Origin of the sequence: Lachnoclostridium sp. An14, from assembly GCF_002160755.1 — a bacterium.
Taxonomy (GTDB): Bacteria; Bacillota; Clostridia; order Lachnospirales; family Lachnospiraceae; genus Lachnoclostridium_A.
In genome coordinates, this window is record NZ_NFLE01000003.1 from 19,212 (window position 1) to 43,889 (window position 24,678).

General features: G+C 56.9%; 19 protein-coding genes. 16 read left to right on the forward strand and 3 right to left on the reverse strand.

Annotation, left to right across the window (positions count from 1 at the left end; all coding sequences use genetic code 11):
• The first annotated feature begins 41 nt into the window (after positions 1-41).
• From B5E84_RS20285 to B5E84_RS02595, 6 genes are all read left to right on the forward strand, one after another.
• Positions 42-377 carry a hypothetical protein gene (locus tag B5E84_RS20285; RefSeq protein ID WP_143469159.1) on the forward strand — a complete coding sequence of 112 codons (336 nt, stop codon included), beginning with the start codon at positions 42-44 and terminating at the stop codon, positions 375-377.
• A gap of 73 nt (positions 378-450) precedes the next feature.
• Entirely contained in the window at positions 451-1,359 is a 909-nt protein-coding gene (locus B5E84_RS02575) for a DMT family transporter (RefSeq protein WP_087218819.1), read from the forward strand.
• Positions 1,360-1,857: 498 nt separating this feature from the next.
• The gene (locus B5E84_RS02580; RefSeq protein WP_087218822.1) at positions 1,858-2,100 is read left to right on the forward strand and encodes a (2Fe-2S) ferredoxin domain-containing protein; all 243 of its coding nucleotides are present in this window, start codon (positions 1,858-1,860) and stop codon (positions 2,098-2,100) included.
• Between the two features lies 1 nt (position 2,101).
• Positions 2,102-3,832, forward strand: coding sequence for a [Fe-Fe] hydrogenase large subunit C-terminal domain-containing protein (locus B5E84_RS02585; RefSeq protein ID WP_087218825.1), 1,731 nt, complete (start codon positions 2,102-2,104; stop codon positions 3,830-3,832).
• Positions 3,833-5,014, forward strand: a complete 1,182-nt coding sequence (locus tag B5E84_RS02590; protein WP_087218827.1) for a SpoIIE family protein phosphatase — start codon at positions 3,833-3,835, stop codon at positions 5,012-5,014. It abuts the gene before it with no gap.
• An 84-nt stretch (positions 5,015-5,098) separates the two neighbouring features.
• Positions 5,099-6,550 (forward strand): 4Fe-4S dicluster domain-containing protein, encoded by a 1,452-nt coding sequence (locus tag B5E84_RS02595; protein ID WP_087218830.1) that lies wholly within the window; start codon positions 5,099-5,101, stop codon positions 6,548-6,550.
• Between the two features lie 273 nt (positions 6,551-6,823).
• Here the strand turns inward: B5E84_RS02595 and B5E84_RS02600 are convergent, their stop codons facing one another.
• Positions 6,824-7,708, reverse strand: coding sequence for a LysR family transcriptional regulator (locus B5E84_RS02600; RefSeq protein WP_087218833.1), 885 nt, complete (start codon positions 7,706-7,708; stop codon positions 6,824-6,826).
• A 109-nt stretch (positions 7,709-7,817) separates the two neighbouring features.
• Between B5E84_RS02600 and B5E84_RS02605 the strand changes: the two genes are divergently transcribed.
• The 7 genes from B5E84_RS02605 (at position 7,818) to B5E84_RS02640 (ending at position 17,161) form a co-directional block, all read left to right on the forward strand.
• On the forward strand, positions 7,818-8,708 hold the full coding sequence (locus B5E84_RS02605) for a DMT family transporter (RefSeq protein ID WP_162612793.1): 891 nt from the start codon (positions 7,818-7,820) through the stop codon (positions 8,706-8,708).
• A 101-nt stretch (positions 8,709-8,809) separates the two neighbouring features.
• Entirely contained in the window at positions 8,810-9,298 is a 489-nt protein-coding gene (locus B5E84_RS02610) for a hypothetical protein (RefSeq protein ID WP_087218838.1), read from the forward strand.
• A 213-nt stretch (positions 9,299-9,511) separates the two neighbouring features.
• A complete protein-coding gene (locus B5E84_RS02615) occupies positions 9,512-11,353 on the forward strand; it encodes a sigma-54 interaction domain-containing protein (RefSeq protein ID WP_087219186.1) in 1,842 nt (613 codons plus the stop codon).
• A gap of 254 nt (positions 11,354-11,607) precedes the next feature.
• Positions 11,608-12,810: a diaminopropionate ammonia-lyase gene (dpaL, locus tag B5E84_RS02625; RefSeq protein ID WP_087218844.1), complete on the forward strand. Its 1,203-nt coding sequence runs from the start codon at positions 11,608-11,610 to the stop codon at positions 12,808-12,810.
• Positions 12,811-12,825: 15 nt separating this feature from the next.
• Positions 12,826-14,010, forward strand: a complete 1,185-nt coding sequence (locus tag B5E84_RS02630) for a YgeY family selenium metabolism-linked hydrolase (protein ID WP_087218847.1) — start codon at positions 12,826-12,828, stop codon at positions 14,008-14,010.
• Between the two features lie 37 nt (positions 14,011-14,047).
• Positions 14,048-15,523 (forward strand): sodium:solute symporter family protein, encoded by a 1,476-nt coding sequence (locus B5E84_RS02635; RefSeq protein WP_087218850.1) that lies wholly within the window; start codon positions 14,048-14,050, stop codon positions 15,521-15,523.
• 33 nt (positions 15,524-15,556) lie between these two features.
• Positions 15,557-17,161, forward strand: a complete 1,605-nt coding sequence (locus B5E84_RS02640; protein WP_087218853.1) for an N-acyl-D-amino-acid deacylase family protein — start codon at positions 15,557-15,559, stop codon at positions 17,159-17,161.
• A 314-nt stretch (positions 17,162-17,475) separates the two neighbouring features.
• Here B5E84_RS02640 and B5E84_RS02650 read toward each other — a convergent pair whose 3' ends face one another.
• Positions 17,476-18,351 (reverse strand): MurR/RpiR family transcriptional regulator, encoded by an 876-nt coding sequence (locus tag B5E84_RS02650; RefSeq protein WP_087218858.1) that lies wholly within the window; start codon positions 18,349-18,351, stop codon positions 17,476-17,478.
• A 218-nt stretch (positions 18,352-18,569) separates the two neighbouring features.
• Here B5E84_RS02650 and B5E84_RS02655 point away from each other — a divergent pair, with 218 nt between their 5' ends.
• The gene (locus tag B5E84_RS02655) at positions 18,570-19,529 is read left to right on the forward strand and encodes an NAD-dependent epimerase/dehydratase family protein (RefSeq protein WP_087219189.1); all 960 of its coding nucleotides are present in this window, start codon (positions 18,570-18,572) and stop codon (positions 19,527-19,529) included.
• Between the two features lie 10 nt (positions 19,530-19,539).
• Here the strand turns inward: B5E84_RS02655 and B5E84_RS02660 are convergent, their stop codons facing one another.
• Complete coding sequence (locus B5E84_RS02660; protein WP_087218861.1) at positions 19,540-20,367, reverse strand: AraC family transcriptional regulator; 828 nt, start codon at positions 20,365-20,367, stop codon at positions 19,540-19,542.
• A 124-nt stretch (positions 20,368-20,491) separates the two neighbouring features.
• On the opposite strand from B5E84_RS02660, the gene B5E84_RS02665 reads away from it, so the two are divergent.
• Positions 20,492-22,678: an alpha-galactosidase gene (locus B5E84_RS02665; protein WP_087218864.1), complete on the forward strand. Its 2,187-nt coding sequence runs from the start codon at positions 20,492-20,494 to the stop codon at positions 22,676-22,678.
• Between the two features lie 15 nt (positions 22,679-22,693).
• Complete coding sequence (locus B5E84_RS02670; protein ID WP_087218867.1) at positions 22,694-24,658, forward strand: PTS sucrose transporter subunit IIABC; 1,965 nt, start codon at positions 22,694-22,696, stop codon at positions 24,656-24,658.
• Positions 24,659-24,678: the final 20 nt, after the last annotated feature.

Genomic DNA, 24,678 nt, shown 5'->3' on the forward strand with positions numbered 1-24,678 from the left:
TCATTATACGTGATCCGGGGGGATAAGTAAACGAAGACCATGTGTTCCGAAAGGATCAGACGAAGTCAGCATCGAAAGAGGTCTCGGCAGAAGGATCGAAAAAAGTCTCGGCAGAAGGATCGAAAGAGGTCTCGGCAAAAAGATCAAAAGAAATCTCGACAGAAGAATCAGCAAAAACATCGAAAGAACCAGAAACTGGGAGAAACAAAAGAACCCCAAAAAACAAGCAGCAGAAAGCCCCCGTACTGGCCGGCGGCATCCGGAAATACCAGCGGCGGAAAACGAAAATGGTTCCCGTTTTCGGCCTTGCTCCCTCAAATACCGCCGCAAAACACAAAAACGCACATATTTTTCAAGACAATCCCGCCTGCCTGTAGTAAAATAACAGGTACGGGCCGGCCGGCTCCGGTCAGACCGGCCTGATTCACGAAAAGGAAGGGAAGGACAACTATGAAACAAAGCACATCAACGGGACATCTTGCGGCGCTGTTCACCATTGTGGTATGGGGGACCACCTTCATTTCCACCAAACTTTTGCTGGTGGACTTTGCGCCGGTGGAAATTTTGCTGTTCCGTTTTATTATGGGATACGGGGCGCTGTGGATCATGGCTCCCAGAAGATTAAAAACCGCCGGCATCCGCCAAGAGCTCACCTTCGCGGCGGCAGGGCTCTGCGGTATCTGCCTCTACTACCTGCTGGAAAACATCGCCCTGACTTACACCATGGCCTCCAACGTGGGCGTGATCATTTCCATCGCCCCCTTTTTCACGGCTATTCTGGCGAAGGTCTGCTTTCGCGGGAAAGAACGGCTGGGAGCCGGATTTTTCGCCGGTTTCGCGGTGGCCATGACAGGCATCATCCTCATCAGCTTTAACGGAGCTGAGCTGCAGCTGAACCCGGCGGGGGATCTTCTGGCGGCCGGGGCTGCCCTGGTATGGGCCTTTTACTCCATTCTCACCAGGATCATCAGCGGTTATGGTTATCCAGTGGTGCTGGCGACCAGGCGGACCTTCTTTTACGGGCTGGTGTTTATGATTCCCGCCGCCTGCGTTTCCGGGGTGAGAGTGGAACCGGCCCTCTTTGCCAATCCTTTGTACCTGTTAAATTTCCTCTATCTGGGGCTGGGAGCCTCCGCCCTCTGTTTTGTTACCTGGAATTTCGCGGTGAAGGTGCTGGGAGCGGTGAAAACCAGCGTTTACATCTACATGGTGCCGGTGATCACGGTAGTCACCTCCGCCATCGTCCTGGGAGAGCCAGTGACGGTGATGTCCGCCGCCGGAACGGCTCTCACCCTGGCGGGACTTCTCTTGTCAGAGAAAAAGCCCTCCGGCACGGGGAAAAAGGCCGCGATGCCGTAACTCTTTCGCCAAGCCGCTCATCGTTTGGCAGAGGCTGCCATACCGGTTTGCGTAAGGCATCCCCGCCGCCAAATGATTCCTCTCTGGCGTCTGCCCAATCAAACCATCGCGCTGTCTGCTGCCTAGTGGGAAAGCTCCCGCGCAGCAGGCGGCGCGATGGTTTTTGTGTCAGCAGGAAACCGCGTCCCCGATTGCCACAAAAGCCTCCGGCGGGAGTCACACTCCGCGCAAAGGAAACTGGCCGCTGGCGCAGCCGCGCTCCGGCGCGGGTGTGCGCTGCAACGCACACTTTTTATGGCGGAACGGCTGTTAAAGGATTGTGTAAAATCCGCCTAATTCCGCCTAATTTAGGCCCTCGATACTTGATAAAAATATCACAATATGAGATAATAAACCCAACCAGAACCGGCGGGGCAGAGGACGGCAAACCTGCCCGGGGGACCATTCCCGGCCGGGGCTCTGAGGGGAATTTTACATAATGATTCGGAGGTAAGAAGTATGAGGGTTACAATCTGTATAGGAAGCGCGTGCCATTTGAAAGGCTCCAGGGAGGTTATTTCTCAGATGCAGGATCTGGTGGCACAGAACGGACTGGTGGACAAGGTGGACTTAAACGGCGCCTTCTGCTCCGGCAACTGCGTGAAAGAGGGGGTCTGCGTCACCGTGGACGGAGAGCTGTATTCCGTAAAGCCGGAGGAGGCAAAAGGCTTTTTCGAGAAGGAAATCCTCGGGAGGATGTAGGATGGGGATTATCGACTTTAAGGCAACCAAGTGCAAGCACTGTTATAAATGTGTCCGTTACTGCGATGTGAAAGCCATTATGATCAAGGATGAGCGGGCGGAAATCATGCCGGACAAGTGCATTCTCTGCGGCCACTGCCTGCAGATCTGTCCTCAGGAGGCCAAAACCTTAAACAGCGATCTGAGCATGGTCCAGGCTATGATCCGCCGGGGGGAGCAGGTCATCGTTTCCCTGGCTCCGTCTTACATGGGCCTGCTGCCCTACAAGACCATCGGGCAGGTGAAGGCAGCCCTGAAACAGTTAGGTTTCGCGGACGTGCGGGAGACGGCGGAGGGAGCCGCTGTGGTGACGGCGGAATACGCCAGGCTGCTGGCGGAGGGAGAGATGGAAAATATCATCACCACCTGCTGTCCCGCTGCCAATTCCCTGATCGAGATCTATTACCCGGAACTGGTGCCCTATATGGCGCCGGTGGTATCGCCCATGGTGGCCCACGGTATGATGATCAAAAAAGAGCGTCCTGAGGCGAAGGTGGTATTCCTGGGCCCCTGCATCGCCAAAAAGCAGGAGGCGGAGGATCCCCGCCATGCCGGAGTCATTGACGCCGTGTTAAATTTCAACGACATCCGGCGCTGGCTCGCGGAACAGTCCATTGTCATCACGGAGTGCGAGGACGAGCCCTTTGAGCAGATCGACCCGAAGGTGAACCGCCTCTATCCCGTGACCAACGGCGTGGTCAATTCCGTGATTTCCACAGAGGGGAAGGCGGATGGCTACCGCAAATTCTACGTTCACGGCTTAAGCAACTGCATCGACCTGTGCCGCTCCATGGTGCGGGGAGAGATCAAGGGCTGCTTTATTGAGATGAACAGCTGCTCCGGCGGCTGCATCAAAGGCCCCACGGTGGGCGACGAGACCATTTCCCGGTTTAAGGTAAAGCTGGATATGGAGGAGACCATTTCCAGGGAGCCGGCGGACGAGGGGCGGGTCGCCCAGGTGATGAACGGCCTTTCCTTTGCAAAGACATTCGAGGATCACTCCCCCAAAGATCCCATGCCCACGGAGGCCCAGATCCAGGAGATCCTGCGGATGACGGGCAAGAACCGGCCGGAGGACGAGCTAAACTGCGGCGCCTGCGGCTATCCCACCTGCAGAGAAAAGGCTATCGCCGTGTTCCAGAAGAAGGCGGAGCTCAATATGTGCATCCCCTTCATGCACGAAAAGGCGGAGTCCTTTGCCAACCTGGTGATGGAGACTTCCCCCAACGTGGTGCTCATCGTGGATCCGGAGATGAAGATTCTGGAGTATTCCGCCGTGGGAGAGAAGTATTTCGGAAAAACCAGGACCGAGGCGTTGGGAATGTACCTTTACGAGTTTATCGACCCCACGGATTTCCAGTGGGTCCTGGACACCCATCAGAACATCCACGGCAAGAAGGTGACCTACACCGAGTACGGAGTCACCATGCTGCAGAACATCGTTTACATAAAGAAAGAAAACGCCGTGCTGGCCACGTTTATCGACATCACGCAGCAGGAGGAGCAGGCCAAAATGGACTATGAGACGAAACTGGAGACCATTGACCTGGCTCAGCGGGTCATCCACAAGCAGATGATGGTGGCGCAGGAGATCGCCGGTCTTCTGGGTGAGACCACGGCGGAGACAAAGACCACTTTGACAAAACTGTGCAAATCCCTGCTGGACGACGGAAACGAAAGCGAGGTTCGGTAGATGGGAATTACAGTGGACGTCGCCTACAAGAGCTTTAACAAGTTCGGCGAGGTGCTCTGCGGCGACAAGGTGGAGATCCTGCAGACAGCGGATTCCAACATCATGATCCTGGCCGACGGCATGGGCAGCGGGGTAAAGGCCAACATCCTGGCCACCCTCACCTCCAAGATCCTGGGGACTATGTTTCTAAACGGGGCCACCCTGGAGGAATGTGTGGAGACCATCGTGGACACTCTGCCCATCTGTCAGGTGAGAAAGGTGGCGTATTCCACCTTCAGCATCCTTCAGGTATTCCACAGCGGAGAGGCCTACCTGGTGGAATTTGACAATCCCGGCTGCATTTACATCCGGGACGGCAGCCTGGTCCCCATTCCGGAGAACACCCGGGTGATCAAGGACAAAAAGATCAACGAGTTTCGGTTCCACGTGAAAAAGGGGGACGCCCTGATCCTCATGAGCGACGGAACCATTCACGCCGGCGTGGGACAGCTGTTAAATTTTGGCTGGCTGTGGGAGGACATCGCCGCCTACGCCCTGCGCCAGTACGGAAAAACCATCTCCGCGGCGCGTCTGGCTACCGCCGTCTGCGAGGCCTGTGACGAGCTCTATATGTACCGCCCCGGAGACGACACCACCGTGGCCTGTATGCGTATCATTGACGCGAAACCGGTGCACCTCATGACCGGTCCCGCCCAGAACAAGGACGACGACAAAAAAATGGTTGACGAATTCATGAGCGGGGAGGATAATACGAAACGGATCGTATGCGGAGGTACCAGCGCCACCATCGTCTCCAGAGTCCTTGGAAGGCCCCTGGACGTGTCGCTGGACTACGTGGATCCGGAGATCCCGCCCATGGCCTATATGGAGGGGATCGAGCTGGTCACGGAAGGGGTTCTCACCCTGAACCGGGTCATCAAGCTGCTGCGGCGGTATGTGGACAAGGAGGTTGTCACCGAGGAGTTCTTCCTGGAGCTGGACAAGAAAAACGGTGCCTCCATGGTGGCGAAAATGATCATCGAGGACTGTACAGAGCTGCATCTGTACGTGGGCCGCGCCATCAACAGCGCATACCAGAACCCGGGACTGCCCTTTGACTTAGGCATCCGCCAGAACCTGGTGGAACAGCTGCGCCGGGCAGTGGAGGAGATGGGAAAACCGGTGACGGTGACCTACTATTAATACTTATTTGGAGAACGGAATGGCATATACGCCGGCGGGGCCTCCTGGCTCCCCGGCGCAACAGAAAATGAGGAGGAAAGAGGAATGGTAACGAACGACGCGACATTGCTTCGCATTAAACACGACGTGCTTTACGAAGTAGCAAAGGCCGCCTGGGAAGGCAAACTGGAGGAGGAGAAGGAGGAGATCCCCTACCACCTCATCCCCGGACCCCAGGCCCAGTTCCGCTGCTGTATTTATAAAGAGAGAGAGATCATCCGTCAGAGGGTGAAACTGGCTGTAGGCCAGTGCCCGTCTGGAAAGGATTCCAGAAACGTGGTGCAGGTCATCAACGCCGCCTGCGAGGAGTGTCCCATCGCCTCCTACATCGTCACGGACAACTGCCGGAAATGTATGGGCAAGGCCTGCCAGAACTCCTGTCACTTCGGCGCCATCACCATGGGCGAGACGAGAGCCCACATCGACCCCAACAAGTGTAAGGAGTGCGGAATGTGCGCCAACGCCTGCCCCTACAACGCCATCGCCCATCTGGAGCGCCCCTGCAAGAAGGTCTGCCCGGTGGACGCCATCACCTACGACGAGTACGGCATCTGCGTCATCGACGAGAATAAATGTATCCAGTGCGGAATGTGCATCCACAGCTGTCCCTTCGGCGCCATCGGCTCCAAGACCTTCATTGTGGACGTGATCAACTTAATCCGCGCCGGAAAGAAAGTGGTAGCTATGATCGCCCCCGCTGTGGAAGGCCAGTTCGGCCCGGACATCACCATGGCCAGCTGGAGAACGGCCTTAAAGAAGATCGGTTTCGCGGACATGATCGAGGTGGCCTTAGGCGGCGATATGACGGCGGCTGCCGAGGCGGAGGAGTGGGCAGAGGCCTACAAGGAGGGCAAGAAGATGACCACCTCCTGCTGTCCGGCTTTTGTGAACATGATCAAGCAGCACTTCCCCATGCTTCTTGACAATATGTCCACCACCGTATCCCCCATGTGTGGCGTATCCCGCATGATCAAGGCGGAGGATCCGGAGACCGTCACCGTGTTCATCGGCCCGTGCATCGCCAAAAAGAGCGAGACTATGGATTTAAACATCCAGGGCAACGCGGACTATGCCATGACCCTGGGAGAGATCCGGGCCATGATGCGGGCCAAAGGCGTGGAGCTGGAGCCGGAGGAGAACACCCTGCAGAACGGTTCCGTATTCGGAAAACGGTTTGGAAACGGCGGCGGCGTGACGGCGGCTGTGCTCCAGTGCTTAAAGGAGCAGGGAGAGAATGCCGACATCAACGTGATGAAGTGCAACGGCGCGGCAGAGTGTAAAAAGGCCCTGCTGCTCATGAAGGTGGGCAAGCTGCCAGCGGACTTCGTGGAAGGCATGGCCTGCGTAGGCGGCTGTGTAGGCGGCCCCAGCAAGCACAAGACGGAGCAGGAGGCCAAGAAGGCCAGAGACACCCTCATTGGCCAGGCCGACAAGAGAGAGGTGCACGAGAACCTGGGCCACTATCCCATGGACAAATTCTCCATGCACCGCCATTAATGAAATACAGGCGTTTGCCAGCTGCGGCTGCGGACGCGGGAGACAAAGGGCCCTGGAAATGTCGGGCGTTTGGAACAGGTTTGAGACAAGCGCCCCGGTTTTCCGGGGCTTTGTTTTGTTGAAGGGATAGGGATGTGTTCTGGATAATCCGTATTATAACACTCGAACATATGTTTGTAAAGAGTTTTTTTGGAAAAATTCTTATGGGCAGGAAACGGTCATCCCTGCGGCACAAAAGCCTCCCGGCAAAAGGGCTTGGCCAGCCGTCCCGTGTCAGGTAAATATATTGGAGTGCTCGATGTGTTCGAGAAAGGTTCTGGCTGCCAGAGACAGGGTTTTCCTGTCTTTCCAGCAGACAGCGACCGTGCGTTTCGGCTGTTCCTTTATGGGGCGTACTGCCAACCCGGCGTCGAACCCCCGCAGGATGCGTTCATAAAGCATGGACACCCCCAGACCCTGCCGTACCATTTCCATGACCGCGTAGTCGTCATAGACGGTCAGTTTCAGATTCTGCGGCGTTACATTTGCCGCCTGGAACGCAGCCAGGGGATAGGAATACCCCAGCTCGTCCAGAAGGATAAACGGCTCTCTGGCCAGATCTCTGACAGAAACACGTTTCTTTTTTGCCAGAGGATGGCCTGGCGGCAGAACGGCAAGCAGTTCATCCTGATATAAAATATCATATTCCAGATCTTCCGCCGTATCTGTGCTGATAAATCCCAGATCAGCTTCTCTCCTCTTAACCGATGCGGCGTTTACCTCATATCCGCCCTGTAAAAGCTTAAACTCTACGGAAGGGTACTTCTCCTGAAAGGTTTTCATCAGCACCGGCAGATACAGCCGGTTTACGCTTGCCCATGCCGCAATGCAGATGGTGCTACTCTCAAGCCCCTCGATCTCTTTTTTCTTGCCGGAAAGGTTCTGTTCTGCCGCATAAATGGCGTGGATAAAGGGATAGAGGGTTTCCCCGTCCGCTGTCAGTTCCAGATGATTTTTCTGCCGCAGGAGCAGAGTAACGCCCAGTTCCTCCTCCAGGGACTGGATTTTTTGACTGACAGAGCTTTGGGTATATCCCAGTTCCTCCGCCGCCAGGCTGAAACTCCCCAATTCCACGACGCGGCAGAATACGGTGTATTTTGATGTCTGAAGAATTGCCATATTTCCGCTCCTATGTATCGTGTTTTCTAATACATACATTATAGCTATTAATTTTACAAATAGCAATTCCCCATTTATAATGAATGAAAAACGAACAGGAGGTCTGATTATGAATAAACAAAAAGCGACATTACTGGCGTTCACCGTACCTCTTGCATGGGGGACCTCGTATATTTTTATGGCGTACCTGATGGACGGAATCCCTCCGGTCACCATTGTGGCCCTGCGCACCGGCATTGCCTTTCTGGTTATGTTTGCCCTCTTTTTTCCCAGAGTGCGCCGTCCAGGCCTTCAGACCTTAAAAGCAGGCGCCATATGTGGGGGATTGCTGGCAGCGGTGTTTCTGTGCCTGCTGCTGGGGGTGCGGTATACCTCCGCGTCAGAGACCGGGTTCCTGCAAAGCACCACAGTCATTATGGTCCCCGTCATTACGGCGGTCCTGCGGAAACGGATGCCGGAAGGGAAAATTGTGGCAGGGGTCGCGGTTGTCACGGCTGGACTGCTCCTCTTAAACGGCGGCGTCGGACAGTTTTCCGCGGGCAGCGGGATTATGCTGGTTTCCGCTTTCGTCTATGCCGTCCACATTGTGGTCAGCAAATCCTTTGTGGAACGGGTGGACAGCATTTCCCTGGGGATCTGGCAGATGTTTTTTGCCTGCGTCTATGCCTCCGCGGCCGCGTTTCTGTTTGAAACACCGGCGCTCCCCCAGACGGGAATCCAATGGGGGAGCCTCCTGGGGCTGACCCTGATCTGTTCCGCCTATGGGTTTGTCATGCAGGCCTACGTACAGAAATTTGTCAGCGCGGAGACAACGGGGTTTATGTTTTCGCTGGAGCCGGTGTTTACTGCGGCCTTTGCATTTGTGTTCCTGGGGGAACGGCTGGATTTCCTGGGATACGCAGGCGCGCTGCTGATCCTGCTTGGCGTTATGTGCGCGAACCTTTCCCCAAAGCCCTCCATCAGGGAAAAAACGACGCATGGCTCTGACCACGGCCGCTGACTTTCATTTTAGAGAAATTTACCAGTGACTTTTCCACCCCAATGTAGTATAATAGCAATAATTATAAACATTGTTCATTGCGACAGTTCGGGAGATTATATATGAAAAAGTTACGGATAGCGGTAGCGGCCCTGGTGGCGGCGGCGTGGATGACGGTTCCGGCCTTTGGGGCGGAGGAGAAGGCAGTCACGAAGGAATCGGCCAGACAGACGGCCAGCCAGTTGGTTCCAGAAGACGGAGCGTTTCAGTACACAGAGCAGTGCAACGACGCCTTTGAGGTGCTGTACTACAGCGAGGAGGAGCGGTCCTACTACGCGGTTCGGGTGTCCATCTTTACCGGAGAGGTATCGTCCATTTCCTCCACGGTGGTAGATGACAAGGGCAGCAGGGAGGCGGTGCTCACAGAGGACGAGGTGAAGGAGATCGTAGCCTCCGATGCCGGAGAGGTGAACGTGGACGACGTGATCCTGGACACGGTGGCCGGACGGAAAAAGTATGAGGTATCCTGCACCGGCGACGGATTTGAGGCCGGTTACGTGATCAATCCGGAAAGCGGCCGGATTCTGAAAAAGACGGTGGTATATCTTTAATAGTGGTATATCTTTAATATTTGTATATTTGGAGCATGGCAGGTCCCTGTTTCCTGGCGGAAACGGGGGCTTTTTGTTTGTATCACGGGAAAACGGGATTTCCCTGCTCCTATGATGCGGAAAGCTCTGGCGGAAACGCGCTCCCCGCAGGGGAAACCGGGCTGCGGAAACGGCCGCGACGGCGGGGGCAGAGGAAAAATGGAGGTACGAAGGATGAGGGACGAAATCCTGATGGAGATCCAGGAGACAGTGGAGCGGTACGCGGACATCATTTCCAAGGTGGCGTCCGTGGATGTGGAAGTGGTGGACCGGCGCCTGTTTCGGGTGGCCGGAACGGGGATGTTTAAGGAGCACGTCAACGAGGATATTTCCGCGGCGGGTTACGCCTACCGCCAGGTGCTGCAGACAGGAAAGCGGCAGATCGTCTACGAGCCGGGAAATGAGCTGGTGTGCCGCAGCTGCCCGAACCGGGACAGCTGTGAGGAGGAGATTGAGATTTCCATGCCGGTGCGGGTGGGCCCGGAAATCATCGGCGTCATCGGCCTGGTAGGCAGCTGCAAAAGCCAGAAGGAGCTGATTCTGAAAAATGAAGGCCTGTACCTGGATCTGCTGGAGCAGATCGCCGGTTTTATCGCCGTGAAGGCCTGGGAGCTGGAGGAGGCGAAACGGCGCACCGCCCTTCTTGGCACCCTGGACTGCACCATCAACCACGTGGAGCAGGGGGTCCTGGTGATGGGGGCGGACGGCACCGTGGCCATGGCAAATGACTACGCCAGGCGCTGCCTGAACGCGGAGAGGCCGGAGGGCTGGCAGGCGAAAATCTGCCCCACCGGCGACACCATGAACCACCGGAAGGAATTTAAAATCGCCGTGGGTGCCCGGGAGCTGTCGGTGCTGGGGGAGGTGTATCAGCTGCCGGATCCCACGGAGCAGTATTCCAAAGTCATGCTCTTTGAGGACACCAGGGACGTGCAGGCAAAGTATTATGAGATGACGGCCACCATCCACGCCCTGGGGGTGGACAATATCGTGGGCAGCAGCCAGGCCACAAGAGAGCTGAAAAAAGACATCGCCAAGATTGCCGGCAGCAGCTCCACCGTGCTCATCACCGGGGAGAGCGGCACGGGAAAGGAGATGGTGGCCACCGCCATCTGGGATCTGAGCAAGCGCCGGAAGGAGCGGTTTGTGGCCATCAACTGCGCCGCCATCCCGGAGGCCCTCCTGGAATCGGAGCTGTTTGGCTACGTGAAGGGCGCCTTCACCGGGGCCGACCCCAATGGCCGCATCGGGAAATTTGAGCTGGCGGACAAGGGCACCATTTTCCTGGACGAGATCGGGGATATGCCCCTTTACCTCCAGGCAAAGCTTTTGCGGGTCCTTCAGGAGCGGACCATCACCCGCATCGGCTCCAACCAGGTGATCCCCATCGACGTGCGGGTCATCGCCGCCACCAACAAGGATTTAAAGGAAATGATCCGGGAAAAGAAGTTCCGGGAAGATCTGTACTACCGCCTGAACGTGATTCCCTTAAGGCTGGCCCCTCTGCGGGAGCGGAGAAAGGACATCGAGGATCTGACGGATTTCTTCGCCGGGCGGTACGCCGGCCTCCTGGGAAAGCAGATCCGCCACATCACCGAGGGGGCCCGCCGGAAGCTGCTGGCGGGCCGCTGGGAGGGAAATGTGCGGGAGCTGGAAAACGTGATCGAATTTATGGTGAACATGATGGGAGACGACGGAATTTTAGGGGAGGACACCCTTCCGGGAGAGCTGGCGGAGCCGGAGACAGAGGAAAGGTTGTCGGCCGCCGGGAAGGGGACGCCACCTGCCCCGGAGGACAGCCATACGGAGAAAAACGGGGGAGAAGGCGGGGAGGAAACGGCGGTGATTCCCCTAAAGGAGCTGGAAAAACGGGAGATCCGCAAGGCCCTGCGCCTCTGCGGCACCACCACTGAGGGAAAAAAGGAGGCGGCGGCCCGTCTGGGGATCGGCATCGCCACCCTGTACCGAAAGATCGACGAATATTATCAAAATGATAAAAATGCCTTATCAAAATGATAAATTTATCAAAATGATAAAGCATAAGAGCGGGGAAATGCCTGCGGCCATGGTCAGTCCGGCCGCGGGCATTTCTTTTTTTAATTTTTTTGAAAAGCCGGTTTTTCCCGTAAATTCAGCATTTTTGGAGGATTTGGGAGAGGCGGGGATAAAAAAATTTCACTGCCGCCGGGGAATTGGCACGGCGATTGCTTTATATAGGGGCAAAGAGAACACACAACCGTGTTTTTGGATTTAGAAAGGAACGGAATGATATGAAGGAAGCATTTAAAATGGTCAGCCTGCAGCAGGATCGGACGAAAGCCTGCAGCTTTGACTTTCTGAACCGGGAGACGGTGGAGTCCATCCGGGATTTCCACAAGAGTTTCCCCATGTACCAGCCCACTCCCCTGGCCTGCTTAAAGGATACGGCAGCAGAGCTTGGCCTGGGAGCCATGTATGTAAAGGACGAGTCCTACCGCTTTGGATTAAACGCCTTTAAGGTGTTGGGCGGCTCCTACGCCATCGGCCACTATCTGGCGAATCGCCTGGGAAAACCCATGAAAGAGGTGGACTTCCCCACCCTGGTGTCGGACGAGACCAGAAAAGAGCTGGGAGATGTGACCTTTGTGACCGCCACCGACGGAAACCACGGGCGCGGTGTGGCGTGGACGGCCAGACAGTTTCAGCAGAAAGCGGTGGTGTATATGCCGAAGGGCAGCGCCGCGGAGCGTCTGGCAAACATCCAGGCAGAGGGGGCAGACGCCTCCATTACCGATTTAAACTATGACGACGCCGTCCGCCTGGCAAACAGCCAGGGGGAGAAATACGGCTGGGTGATGGTTCAGGATACGGCCTGGGAGGGCTACGAGGACATTCCCACCTGGATCATGCAGGGCTACGGCACCATGGGCCTGGAGGCTTATGAGCAGCTGCCGGAGAAACCCACCCACATCTTTTTGCAGGCGGGGGTAGGCTCCATGGCGGGAGCTGTGGCAGGGCTGTTTGCCACCATCTACGGCAGTGAGCGGCCGGTGATCACCATTGTGGAGCCGGACAAGGCAGACTGCTTATACCGCACGGCGGAGGCCAACGACGGCGAGCGCCATTTCGTCACCGGAGACATGAACACCATTATGGCCGGCCTGGCCTGCGGGGAGCCCTGCAGCATCGGCTGGGAGGTGTTAAAGCAGTGCGCCGACCATTTCATCTCCTGCCCGGACTACGTGGCGGCAGAGGGAATGCGGATCCTGGGAAATCCCGCCGGAACGGACGGCAAGGTCATTTCCGGAGAGAGCGGAGCGGCGGCATTTGGCTGCGTGGCAGAGATCATGACTAACCCGGAGCTTTCCGATCTGAAGGAGCGGCTGGGATTGGATGAGAACTCCAGAGTGCTGTTTTTCAGCACCGAGGGAGATACGGACAAGGAAAACTATAAAGCGATTGTGTGGGACGGAAAGTATCCCAGCGTGAAATAAGGAGGAAAACAAACAATGCTGACGAAGGAAAGAGAGAACCAGGTAGTAGAGCTTTGCAGAAAGCTGATTATGAAACAGAGCTATTCCGGACAGGAGGACGGAGTGGCAGGAGCCCTGGAGGAGGCGTTAAAGGAGCTTGGCTTTGACTCTGTGAATGTGGATAAATACGGAAATGTCATCGGCTGCATCAAGGGAAAACGCCCCGGCAAAAAGCTGCTGTTTGACGGCCACATCGACACCGTGCCGGTGACGGACGAGACGGAGTGGAAGTATCCGCCCTTCGCCGCGGAGATCCACGACGGAAAGATCTACGGCCGCGGCACCAGCGACATGAAGGGCGCCGTAGCGGCTTTCGTGAGCGCGGCAGCCAACTTTGCCCAGGATACGGACCGGGATTTTGCCGGAGAGCTCTACGTGGCCGGAGTGGTGCACGAGGAGTGCTTTGAGGGCGTGGCCGCTAGAGAGATCAGCAAGGCCGTCTGCCCGGACTACGTGGTGATCGGCGAGGCCTCCACCCTGAACCTGAAGGTGGGCCAGAGAGGCAGAGGCGAGATCGTAGTGGAGACCTTCGGAAAGCCCTGTCACTCCGCAAACCCGGAGAAGGGCATCAACGCGGTGTACAAGATGGCGAAGGTGATCGAGGCCATCCGCACCTTAGAGCCCACCAATCATCCGGTGCTTGGAGACGGCATCCTGGAGCTGACCGACATCAAATCCGCTCCCTATCCGGGCGCGTCCGTAGTTCCGGAGTACTGCCGCGCGACCTATGACAGACGGCTTTTAGTGGGCGAGACGAAGGAGAGCGTGCTGGAGCCCCTGCAGAAACTGATGGATCAGCTGATGGCGGAGGATCCTCAGTTAAAGGTGAAGGTTTCCTACGCCGTAGGCGAGGAGCAGTGCTACACCGGCAACAAGATCCAGGGAGAGCGTTTCTTCCCCGGCTGGCTCTATGACGAGAACGAGGCCTTTGTGCAGGATGTGAAGAAGGAGCTGGAGGACATGGGCTATACTCCGTCCATCACTCAGTACAATTTCTGCACCAACGGCAGCCACTACGCAGGCGAGGCCGGCATCAAGACCTTCGGCCTTGGACCGTCCCAGGAGAACCTGGCTCACACGGTGAACGAGTACATCGAGATCGACCAGCTCACCAAGGTGACGGACTGCTACTACGGCGTAATGAAGGCACTGTTAAAATAAACGGGTTTTAAGAAGGTTTTAAGAAGGGGGTTCTGATATGTCTACAAAACAGATAACGGCTCTGGGGATCATTTTCCTGTACATGATCGTGACCATTGTGCTGGGGCTGACCGTATCCAAGATGAAAGCGGCGAAAGCCGGAAAACAGAGCAATGAAGATTTCCTGATGGCGAGCAAGTCCTTAGGACCGGTAGTCCTGGCGGGCACGCTCTTTGCGGCCAACACCGGCGGCGCCAGCACCACGGGAATCGCCACCAACGTGTACACCTACGGCTTATCCGCCTGCTGGTACGTGATCGCCGCAGGAATCGGGTTCGTGCTGGTATCCTTTATCGCACCCTATTTCCGCAAGGCTCAGGCCAGCACCGTTCCCCAGATCATTGAGAAACGGTATGGAAAAGCGTCTCACATTTTTACGGCATTTACATCCATCGCAGCCCTGTTCATGGCAACAGGTGCGCAGATCATCGCCACCGCGTCCATCATCAACGTGGTGACCGGTCTGGACTTTAATATCGCGGCAGTTGTCATCACCATCGTGGTTATCATCTACACTATGGTGGGTGGATTCCAGTCCGTGGCGGCCGCCAACCTGATGCACGTATTGTTTATCACCGTGGGTATGACCATCGCCATGCTGGTTATGGTGACGGGAAACGGCGTAGGCGGCTTTGGCGCCCTGTTTGACCGGGCGGCGGCTATGACGGATGCTAACGGCGCAAGTTTAGATCTGCTGAGCATGACCAAGATCGGGGCCACCACCATCATCGGCTACATCGCCATGTACGTGATGACCTTCCCCACCGGCCAGGAGATCGTGCAGACCTACTGCTCCGCGAAAGACGGAAAATCCGCGAAACTGGGTTCCTTAATCGCCGGCATTCTTTCTGCTATATATGCCATTGTACCGGCCGTCATCGGCCTGGTAGCCTACACCTGCATCGACGGCTACGCCACCGGCGCCCAGAAGAACGCCCTGGCGGACGCTACCATGCAGTTTGCTCCGGCAGTGGTAGCCGGAATCGTGCTGGCGGCCGTAGTGGCAGCCACCATGAGCAGCGCCTCCGGAAATATGATCGGAACGGCTACCATGTTTACCAACGACGTGTTCCGCCCCTACATCAACAAGGGCCAGGCGGACGACAAGAAGGAGATCTGGATTTCCAGAGTGATCATGGTGATCGTAGGCGCCGTGGGCCTGTTCGTAGCCCTGACGGCATCGAATATCATCAGCGTAATGATGGGAGCGTTCGCGCTGAGAAGTGCAGGCCCGTTCGCGGCGTTTATCTGCGGCCTGTTCTATAAGAATGTAACCCAGAGAGCCGGATTCATTTCCATCGTAACCGGCACCATCGTGGCGGCCATCTGGATCTACGGCCTGGGAACGCCCTGGGATTTAAGCGCCATGGTGCCCGGCGGAATCGTAGCTTTCGTAGTGATCTTTGTGGGCTCTGCCCTGGACCGGAAGGCTGGCGTAGAACCGGCTCCGCCCATTGAATTTGAAGAAGACTGATCCGGTTTCAACGGATGAAGGAGGTATTTTCTTATGAAAAAATTGATTAAAAACGGCCTTGTGGTCGATGGAACGGGAAAACAGGGGTTTTTGGCTGACGTTCTGGTAGAGGGTGACCGGATCGCGAAGATCGGGAACATAGAGAGTGAAGATGGCTGCGAGGTCATCGACGCCAAGGGGCTTGTGGTGGCTCCCGGCTTTATCGACACCCACAGCCACAGTGACCTGCAGATCCTTACGGATCCGGAGGTGCGGCCGAAGGTGATGCAGGGCATCACCACGGAGGTGCTGGGTCAGGACGGCATTTCCATGGCGCCCCTGCCCAAGGAGTACATCAGCCCCTGGAGAAAGAACCTGGCCGGACTGGACGGGGACACGGACGACATCAACTGGGAGTATGAGACCACGGAGAATTATCTGAAAATGATCGAGGCCGCAAAACCTGGCTTAAACGAGTGCTATCTGGTGCCCCACGGAAACATCCGCATGGAGGCCATGGGCCTGGAAAACCGCCTTCCTAATGAGGAGGAGCTGGAGAAAATGCGCCAGATCACCAGGAGAGAGATGGAGGCGGGAGCCATCGGCCTTTCCACCGGCCTGATCTATATGCCCTGCGCTTACTCGGAGTCCAAGGAGATCATCGAGATGTGCAAGGTGGTGGCAGAGTACGACGGACGGTTTGTAATCCATCAGAGAAGTGAGGCGGACACCATCCTGGATTCCATGGAGGAGGTTATTAAGATCGGACGGGAGTCCGGCGTAAAGATCCACTACTCTCACTTTAAGGTCTGCGGCAAGAAAAACTGGGACAAGATCGACGGCGTGATCGAGCTGCTTGAAAAGGCCCAGGCGGAGGGAATCGACGTTTCCTTCGACCAGTACCCCTATGTGGCCGGCAGCACCATGCTGGGCGTGATTCTGCCTCCGTGGGTGCATGACGGCGGCACCAACAAGGTGCTGGAGCGTCTGGCGGACAAGGAGCTGCGCAAAAAGATGGTTTACGACATTGAGCACGGCATCCCCGGCTGGGACAACTTCGTGGAGTTCGCCGGTCTGGATCAGATCTTTGTCACCAGCGTAAAGACAGAGAAGAATCAGGACGCGGTGGGATTAAACCTGGTACAGTTGGGAGAGCTGCGGGGCAAGGATCCCTACGACGCCACCTTTGACCTGCTCTACGAGGAGGAGAACGCTGTGGGCATGGTGGACTTCTACGGCACGGAGGAGCACGTACAGCTGTTTATGAAACGTCCGGAGATGAACGCCTGCACCGACGGCCTGCTTGGCGGAAAGCCCCATCCCAGAGTGTACGGCGCATTCCCCAGAATCCTGGGAAAATACGTCCGTGAGGACAAGGCCCTGACCCTGGAGGAGGCTGTTTACAAGATGACGAAGAAACCGGCTACCGCCTTTAACATGACGGACAGAGGCGAGCTGCGGGAAGGCGCTTACGCCGACATCACCATCTTCAATCCGGAGACGGTTATCGACAAGGGCACCTTTACGGATCCCATTCAGTACCCGGAGGGCATTGAGTATGTGATGATCAACGGAGAGCTGGTGGTGAAGAACGGGGCCCACACCGGCGTGAGAAACGGCGTGGTGCTGCGTAAGAAGGGTAAAGAGGTTGTGAAATAAATTGAGATAGGGAGACACCCCGCGGGAGGAGGCAGAGGCCTTTTTTCGCGGGGTGTTTTTTCACTTTCAGAGGAAACGGACATGACCGCTAACGCGGTCATCACGAATCATGAAAGCCAGATGGTTCCACGCCTGCGGCGTTCCCACCATCTGCCTACGGCATTCGAAATCCGGGCTGTCGCCCTGCTTTCTCATACCGCCTTGCCCGTCTGATGCCGATATATCTGTGCGTGCGAGCACGCCCATCTATATCGTCGCCATCCGGGGCTTTCATAGTAAATGTGTTCTCTTTGAAATAAAAGAGTCCGTTTTAATCACTCCTCCCGGATCACACCATTGTCAATAGACCGGAATTCCGTGGCCTTAGAGAGGTTTATTTTGTAGGAGTAGCGGCGGTCGTAGTCGGCGGCAAAAAGGCAGCTGTAGAGGATGTCCAAAAGCAGAGACATGGATTCCAGGGAGGAAAAGGCCCCGATTTTGGAGTAGGATTTTTCGCGGGTGGCCACCTGGAGCACCGTCTGTGCCATGCGGGTCAGGCTGTTTTCTCCCACGCTGGAGAGGACTACCAGGGGGACCCGGTTTTGGCGGAGAAGGGACGCCGCCCGCAGCAGTTCCGGCGTCTCCCCGGAGTAGGAGAGACAGAGGGCGCAGTCCCGGCAGGTGGCCATTTTCGCCTCCTGGTACATGGTGTTGCTGGTGGAGTAGGTCTCTGCCCGGATGCCGGTGTGGCGCAGCTTGTGGACAAATTCCTCCGCCAGGAAGGTTAAGTTGGAAACGGCGAATACCCGGATCGTCTCCCCGTTTTCCAGGAGGCGCACTGCTTTTTGCAGCCGGTCGCGGCGCAGCAGGGATAAGGTGTCCTGAAGGCTTTCCTCCTTCAGCTTGGTGACCGCCGCCGCGATGGTCATGGGGGAATCCCCGGCCAAAAAGGGCTGGTTGGCATCCAGGCTGCCAAAATCCCGTTTCAGATACCGCACCTCCTCCAGAAAGGCTTTTTTCAGCTGGCTGTAGCCGGAAAAGCCCAGCTTTTTGGAGATCCGCACCAGGACGGAGGGGGAGGTGTAGGTTTCCCCGGCAATCCTGGTGGTGGTGTAATCCTCGATGAGCTCCTGTTTTTCCAGCAGAAAATTTACCACGGCCCGCTCGCTGGGGGAAAAGTCCCCGACCTTCATTTTTTCCTGCAGCAGCATATGACGCACCTCCCATTCTGTCCTTTATTATACAAAATGGAAAAGGCTTTTACAAAATATTTTTCCGGAAAGGGGAAATTTGTAAAAGCCTTTTTGAAATGGCTCCGGAAGGTTTTCAAAGGCGGGAGGACTGTGGTATGTTGAGGACAGAAACGGAAAATGATGATTCGCGGTTCGCGGCGGAACGGCCGCGGCTTCAGGTGAGAGGAGAACGAAATATGAAGATTGTGGTAATCGGGGCCTGCGGCCATATCGGCAGCTATCTGGTGCCCAGGTTGGTGAGAGAGGGACATGAGGTGGTGGCGGTGAGCCGGGGAAAGAGCCGGCCTTACGTGGAGGACCCGGCGTGGGAGCAGGTAGAGCCTGCTTATATGGACCGGACGAAGGATGCGGACTTTGCCGGGAACATCGCGGCCATGAAACCGGATGTGGTGGTGGATCTGATCAATTTTGACCTGGAGGACACAAAGGCCATGGTGCAGGCCCTGGGGGAGACGAATCTGTCCCAGTACCTGTTCTGTTCCTCCATCTGGGCCCACGGCCGGGCGGAATTTCTGCCGGCGGATCCAGGCGCGGCCAAGGAGCCTCTGGACGACTACGGGCTCCAGAAGTGGAAAAGCGAATGTTATTTAAAGGAGCAGTACCGGGAGCACGGGTTTCCGGCCACGGTGATCATGCCGGGGCAGATTTCCGGGCCTGGCTGGACCATTATCAATCCCATGGGAAATACGGATGTGGGAGTGTTTCAGAAAATCGCCGGCGGGGAGGAAATCTGCCTGCCTAATTTTGGCATGGAGACCCTGCACCACGTCCACGCCGATGATGTGGCCCAGTTGTTTGACCTGGCCATCCGCCATCGGGACCGGGCGTTGGGGGAGAGCTTTCACGCGGTGGCGGAGGAGGCCATGACCCTTTACGGCTACGCCCTGGGGATGTACCGGTATTTTGGCCGGGAGCCGAAGATCCGGTTTCTGTCCTGGGAGAAGTGGTGCCAGTACGTGGGGGATGAGGCCCTCACGGAGCACACCTACTACCACATCGCCAGAAGCGGCCAGTACAGCATTGAGAACGGAAAACGGCTGCTAGGCTACCAGCCGGGATTTACCACCCTGGAGACAGTGATTGCGGCGGTGGAGAGCTATCTGGAGCGGGGGCTGATCCGGATTCAGGGGGAATAGGAAACTGCTGTCAGGCGTCCCCCTGTTTCCGCCTGCGGTACTCCGAGGGCGAGCAGAGTTTCTTTTCCCGGAACAGCCTGGAAAAATAGAGGGAGTCCTCATATCCCACAGAGCGTGCGATGGCGGACACCGGATAATCGGTGTTGGCCAACAGGTCGCACGCTCTTTTTATGCGGTAATTGAGCAGATAGTGTTTCACGGAAAGGCCGGTGGCCTCCTTAAACAGGCGGTGGAGGTAGGAGCGGTCGATGTTTAAAAAGGCGGCGATGTCCTGGACGGAGACGGCCCTGGCGTAGTCGGATTCAATGTATTTTAAGGCCTCCTCCACGTAGGCGTTCTGACGCTCCTGGGCGGAGACGTTCTGTTTCGGGAATTTCATGGCCAGCATGAACAGGTATTCGTAGAGGATGCTGTTCATGATCAGGTCCTTGTTTTCCGTAAACTGGTTGGCCTCGTACATCTTTTCGTGGCAAAGGCGGATCCGGTCGTCCCGGCCGTAGTGGAATACGGGGCACTCCAGCAGGGAGGTGCGGTTTAGGTACTGGCGGATCTTGATGCCCTGAAACCCGATCCAGGTGTAGGTCCAGGGCTGCCGCTTGTCCGCCTCGTAGTAAATCAGGGTGCCCGGCGTGATGAGAAAGGCGTCCCCGGCGCCAAGGCGGTAGAGCTTGCCGTCGGTCTTGAACACCCCCTTTCCCTCGATGACGTAGTGGATCAGGTAGCCGCTTCGCACCGCCGGCCCGTAGCTGTGGGACGGGGCGCAGGCCTCGTAGCCGCAGGTGTACACCATGGCGTCGATGTTCTGAAAATAGTCGTTGGAAAAAATATAGTCTTTCATCTCATTTCCCTCCCGTCACATTGGTCACAAAAGGATATAGTCAGTCATCATTTCTCCATATATTTAAAATTATACAATGGTATAATCATAATTACAAGAGACAGAGATAAGAGGTGAAAAAACAATGGCAGTAAGTTATGACAAGGAACGGAAAATCTTTCATCTGCGGGGAAAAGACACGAGCTACGCCATGAAACTGGTGAAGGACGGATACCTGGCCCACCTGTACTGGGGCCGGGGGCTGCGCCAGGTTTCCCAGGGGAGGGACCTTGTGTGGAAGGACCGGGGATTTGCACCAAATCCCTATATCGAGGACCGGACGTTCTCCCTGGACACCCTGCCGCAGGAGTATCCCCAGACGGGAAACGGGGATTTTCGGGCCTGCGCCTACGGGATCCGGGAGGAAAACGGCAGCCGCATCAGCAATCTGCTCTATGAGGACCATGAGATTCTGGAGGGAAAGCCGGAGCTGCCGGGACTTCCCGCCTCCTTCGGTTCCCCGGAGCAGGTGACCACCTTAAAGATCCACATGGCGGATTCGATTCTGGGGCTGCACGTGTTTCTGCTTTACAGCGTGTTTGAGGAGGAGAACGTGATCACCCGCAGCGTCCGGTTTGAGAACCGGTCGGGCCGTCCCCTGACCCTGACCAAGATGCTCAGTATGTCCTTAGACCTGCGGGAGGACGAATTTGACGTGCTCACCCTCTACGGCGCCCACAACAACGAGAGGAACATGGACCGCCGTCCCCTGACCAGCGGCTCCGTGCGGGTGGAGAGCATCCGGGGAACCAGCTCGCCCCAGCAGGCCCCCTTTATGGCCCTTCTGCGGAAAGGGGCCACGGAGGACACCGGGGAGGTGTTCGCGGCTAATTTCGTGTACAGCGGCAATTTCCTGGCGGAGGCCCAGGTGGATCCCTTCCGGAACGTGCGGTTCCAGATGGGGATGAACCCCTGGAACGGGGAGTGGCTGCTGGAGCCGGGGGAGAGCTTTCAGACCCCGGAGGTGGTGATGGTTTACTCTGCGGATGGGTTAAACGGGATGTCCCAGACCTTCCACCGGTTTTATCAGAACCATCTGGTGCCCCAGGCCTTTGCCGGAAAGCGGCGGCCCATCCTCATCAACAGCTGGGAGGGCTCCTTCTTTGACCTAAAGGAGGAAAAGCTCCTGGAGCTGGCGGACCGGGCCGCGGAGGCGGGGATCGAGCTCTTTGTGCTGGACGACGGGTGGTTTGGCCACCGAGACGGGGACGATTCCTCCCTGGGGGACTGGGTGGAGGACAGGAGAAAGCTCCCCGGCGGCCTGGAGCGGCTTTCCCAGGAAATCCACAAAAGAGGCCTGGAGTTTGGGCTTTGGGTGGAGCCGGAGATGATCTCTGAGGACAGTGAGCTGTACCGGGCCCATCCGGACTACGCCCTTCACGTGGAGGGACGGCCCTACACCTACGGCAGGGGACAGCTGGTGCTGGATTTGACGAGAAAGGAAGTCCGGGACTACGTGGTGGAGAGCATTTCCCAGGTGCTTAGCCGGATCCAGGTGGAGTATGTGAAATGGGATATGAACCGCCATCTGACGGAAGCGGGGAGCGGGTCTCTGCCGTGGAACCGCCAGGGAGAGGTGTTCCACCGGTACGTGCTGGGGCTTTACGACATCGCCGCCCGGCTCACCGGGAGGTTTCCGGATATTTTATTTGAGAGCTGTTCCAGCGGAGGCGGCCGGTTTGATCCGGGAATGCTCTACTATATGCCCCAGACCTGGTGCAGTGACAACACGGACGCGGTGTGCCGCATGAGGATTCAGTACGCCACCTCCCTGACCTATCCGCCGGTGACCATGGGCGCCCACGTCAGCGGCATTCCCAACCAGCAGACGGGACGGGTGACGCCTCTTGCAACCAGGGGCTATGTGGCCATGAGCGCGGATTTCGGCTATGAGCTGGATCTGTGCAAATGCGGGGCGGAGGAGCTTTCACAGATCCGGGAGCAGGTGGCATTTTACAAAGAAATTCGGGATACGGTGCAGTTCGGCCGTTTCTACCGTGTAAACAGTCCTTTTGAGGGGAACGTATGTCAGTGGAACTTCGTTTCCCAGGACGGGAGGGAGGCGGTGGCCTTCCACTTTGAGATTTTGAGCCAGCCGGCGGCGCCTGTCCGCCTGCTGAAACTAAAGGGCCTGGATCCGGACGGGGTGTACCGGGATCAGGAGAGCGGGATCCTGTACGGAGGGGATGAGCTCATGTACTGCGGCATCAGCGTACCGCTGAAAAAGCAGGACTTCCGGGGCGAGTGTTTCCGTTTTATGAGGATAAAATAAGGAGGAGGAAATCAAATGGATGCGAAAAAGAGAGAACGGTATGAGCGGATTGCCGAGAATCTGACCCGGCTGGTGGGCGGAAGGGGCAATATCCAGGGTGTGGCCCACTGCGCCACCCGCTTGAGGATCGTGCTGAAAAACAACGATCTGGCGGACATGAAGGCCATCGAGGAGGTGGACCTGGCAAAGGGCGTGTTTGTGGCGGGAGACCAGCTCCAGATCATTTTCGGAGCGGGCCTGGTAAACGACGTGTACGAGGTATTCGCCGACTACAACAACATGAAAAACATGAGCTTAAGCGACTTGAAAACGGAGGCAAACCAGAAGATGAACCCCTTACAGCGGGCCATCAAGGCGCTGTCAGACGTGTTTATTGACATTATGCCGGGCATCCTGGCGGCGGCCCTGCTGACGGGACTTTCCGGGGTGCTGGGAAACCTGGATTTCGTCCAGGGAAATGAGACCCTGTACGGCATCAACACCTTAATCAACATCGCCTCCGGGGCCATCTTCGGATTCCTGCCCCTGGCAGTGGCCTACAGCGCCTGCAAGCGGTTCGGCGGCCGTCCCATCCTGGGCATCGTCATGGGCTGTATCATGCTGTCCTCCAGCCTGGCGGACGCTTACGCCGCGGCCCAGGGAACGGTGGAGGTGACCACCCTGCACATTCTGGGGCTGCCGGTGGAGCTGGTGGGATTCCAGGGCGGCATCATCGTGGCCCTTTTGATGGGTATGATCACCGCGAAGCTGGACATTTTCTTTGAGAAGAAGGTGCCGGAGGTGATCCGCCTGCTGGTATCTCCCCTGCTCACCACCCTGGTGGGAGCGGTGCTGCTGTTTGTGGTAGTGGGCCCGGTGGGACGCGGCCTGGCCTCCGGCATCACAAGCGGCCTGGTTTGGATGACGCAGAATTTCGGCGCTTTGGGCTACGCCCTGTTCTCCGGCGTACAGCAGCTCATCGTTATCACCGGACTGCATCACATTTTCGGAGCCATTGAGGCTCAGCTTTTGGTGGATACGGGACGGAACTTTTTAAATCCCCTGATGTCTGTGGCCATGACGGCCCAGGGCGGCGCGGTGTTGGGCTATCTGGCCCTGAACCGGAAGGATGCCAAGACCAGGGAGCTCTGCATCCCCAGCTTTATCTCCGTGCTGTTTGGGATTACGGAGCCGGCTCTGTTCGGCGTGAACGTGCGGTTTAAATTCCCGTTGATCGGCGGCTGCATCGGCGGCGCCGTGGGCGGCCTGATCGTGTATTTGACCAATCTGGCGGCTCTGGGCTTTGGCACCACAGTGGTGCCCGGCATCGCCCTGGCGGACCCGGCAAACAACGGGTATCTCTGGTACATCGTTGCCCATCTGGCGGCTCTGGCCTGCGGATTTCTGCTGACGGTGGTGATCGGCAGCGCCTGGAAGGGAAACGGAGCGCCGGCGGCCCAGACGGGAAAGGAAAAGGGCGCAGAGCCGAAGGCTGCGGAAGTGGAATCTGAAAAGGCAGAGGAAACCCGTTCCGAAACGGGAGCGGCTGAGACCTTCGGCGCTTATGCCGACGGTTCTCTCATTCCCCTAGAGGAGGTGAACGATCCCACCTTCGCCCAGAAAATTTTGGGGGACGGCGTGGCCATTCTTCCCTCCGGCGGAACGGTGTACGCTCCCGCGGACGGGACGGTGCAGTCCATTTTTGACACGAAACACGCCGTATGCCTGGAGACGGATCTGGGAAACAGCATTCTCATCCACATCGGCATCGACACGGTAAAACTAGGAGGAAAGCATTTTACCGCCCATGTAAAAGACGGAGACCGGGTGAAACAGGGAGATATTCTGGTGGAGTTTGATCTGGACGCGGTGAAGGCGGAAGGGTATGACACGGTCATTCCCATGATTTTCCCGGAGCTGGGAGAGACGGCCGTCCTGGAAAAACAGGGACGGAAAACGGTGAGGGCGGGAGAGCCGGTGGCGGCCCTTGCGTCAAAGTAGGAAGGCCTTCGGGGCAGAGA

What these genes read in the sequence shown, in the direction of transcription:
- B5E84_RS02575 (WP_087218819.1), top strand. Translation starts at nt 451, where the DNA reads ATGAAACAAAGCACATCAACGGGACATCTTGCGGCGCTGTTCACCATT.
- B5E84_RS02580 (WP_087218822.1), top strand. Translation starts at nt 1,858, where the DNA reads ATGAGGGTTACAATCTGTATAGGAAGCGCGTGCCATTTGAAAGGCTCC.
- B5E84_RS02585 (WP_087218825.1), top strand. Translation starts at nt 2,102, where the DNA reads ATGGGGATTATCGACTTTAAGGCAACCAAGTGCAAGCACTGTTATAAA.
- B5E84_RS02590 (WP_087218827.1), top strand. Translation starts at nt 3,833, where the DNA reads ATGGGAATTACAGTGGACGTCGCCTACAAGAGCTTTAACAAGTTCGGC.
- B5E84_RS02595 (WP_087218830.1), top strand. Translation starts at nt 5,099, where the DNA reads ATGGTAACGAACGACGCGACATTGCTTCGCATTAAACACGACGTGCTT.
- B5E84_RS02600 (WP_087218833.1), bottom strand. Translation starts at nt 7,708, where the DNA reads ATGGCAATTCTTCAGACATCAAAATACACCGTATTCTGCCGCGTCGTG.
- B5E84_RS02605 (WP_162612793.1), top strand. Translation starts at nt 7,818, where the DNA reads ATGAATAAACAAAAAGCGACATTACTGGCGTTCACCGTACCTCTTGCA.
- B5E84_RS02610 (WP_087218838.1), top strand. Translation starts at nt 8,810, where the DNA reads ATGAAAAAGTTACGGATAGCGGTAGCGGCCCTGGTGGCGGCGGCGTGG.
- B5E84_RS02615 (WP_087219186.1), top strand. Translation starts at nt 9,512, where the DNA reads ATGAGGGACGAAATCCTGATGGAGATCCAGGAGACAGTGGAGCGGTAC.
- dpaL (WP_087218844.1), top strand. Translation starts at nt 11,608, where the DNA reads ATGAAGGAAGCATTTAAAATGGTCAGCCTGCAGCAGGATCGGACGAAA.
- B5E84_RS02630 (WP_087218847.1), top strand. Translation starts at nt 12,826, where the DNA reads ATGCTGACGAAGGAAAGAGAGAACCAGGTAGTAGAGCTTTGCAGAAAG.
- B5E84_RS02635 (WP_087218850.1), top strand. Translation starts at nt 14,048, where the DNA reads ATGTCTACAAAACAGATAACGGCTCTGGGGATCATTTTCCTGTACATG.
- B5E84_RS02640 (WP_087218853.1), top strand. Translation starts at nt 15,557, where the DNA reads ATGAAAAAATTGATTAAAAACGGCCTTGTGGTCGATGGAACGGGAAAA.
- B5E84_RS02650 (WP_087218858.1), bottom strand. Translation starts at nt 18,351, where the DNA reads ATGCTGCTGCAGGAAAAAATGAAGGTCGGGGACTTTTCCCCCAGCGAG.
- B5E84_RS02655 (WP_087219189.1), top strand. Translation starts at nt 18,570, where the DNA reads ATGAAGATTGTGGTAATCGGGGCCTGCGGCCATATCGGCAGCTATCTG.
- B5E84_RS02660 (WP_087218861.1), bottom strand. Translation starts at nt 20,367, where the DNA reads ATGAAAGACTATATTTTTTCCAACGACTATTTTCAGAACATCGACGCC.
- B5E84_RS02665 (WP_087218864.1), top strand. Translation starts at nt 20,492, where the DNA reads ATGGCAGTAAGTTATGACAAGGAACGGAAAATCTTTCATCTGCGGGGA.
- B5E84_RS02670 (WP_087218867.1), top strand. Translation starts at nt 22,694, where the DNA reads ATGGATGCGAAAAAGAGAGAACGGTATGAGCGGATTGCCGAGAATCTG.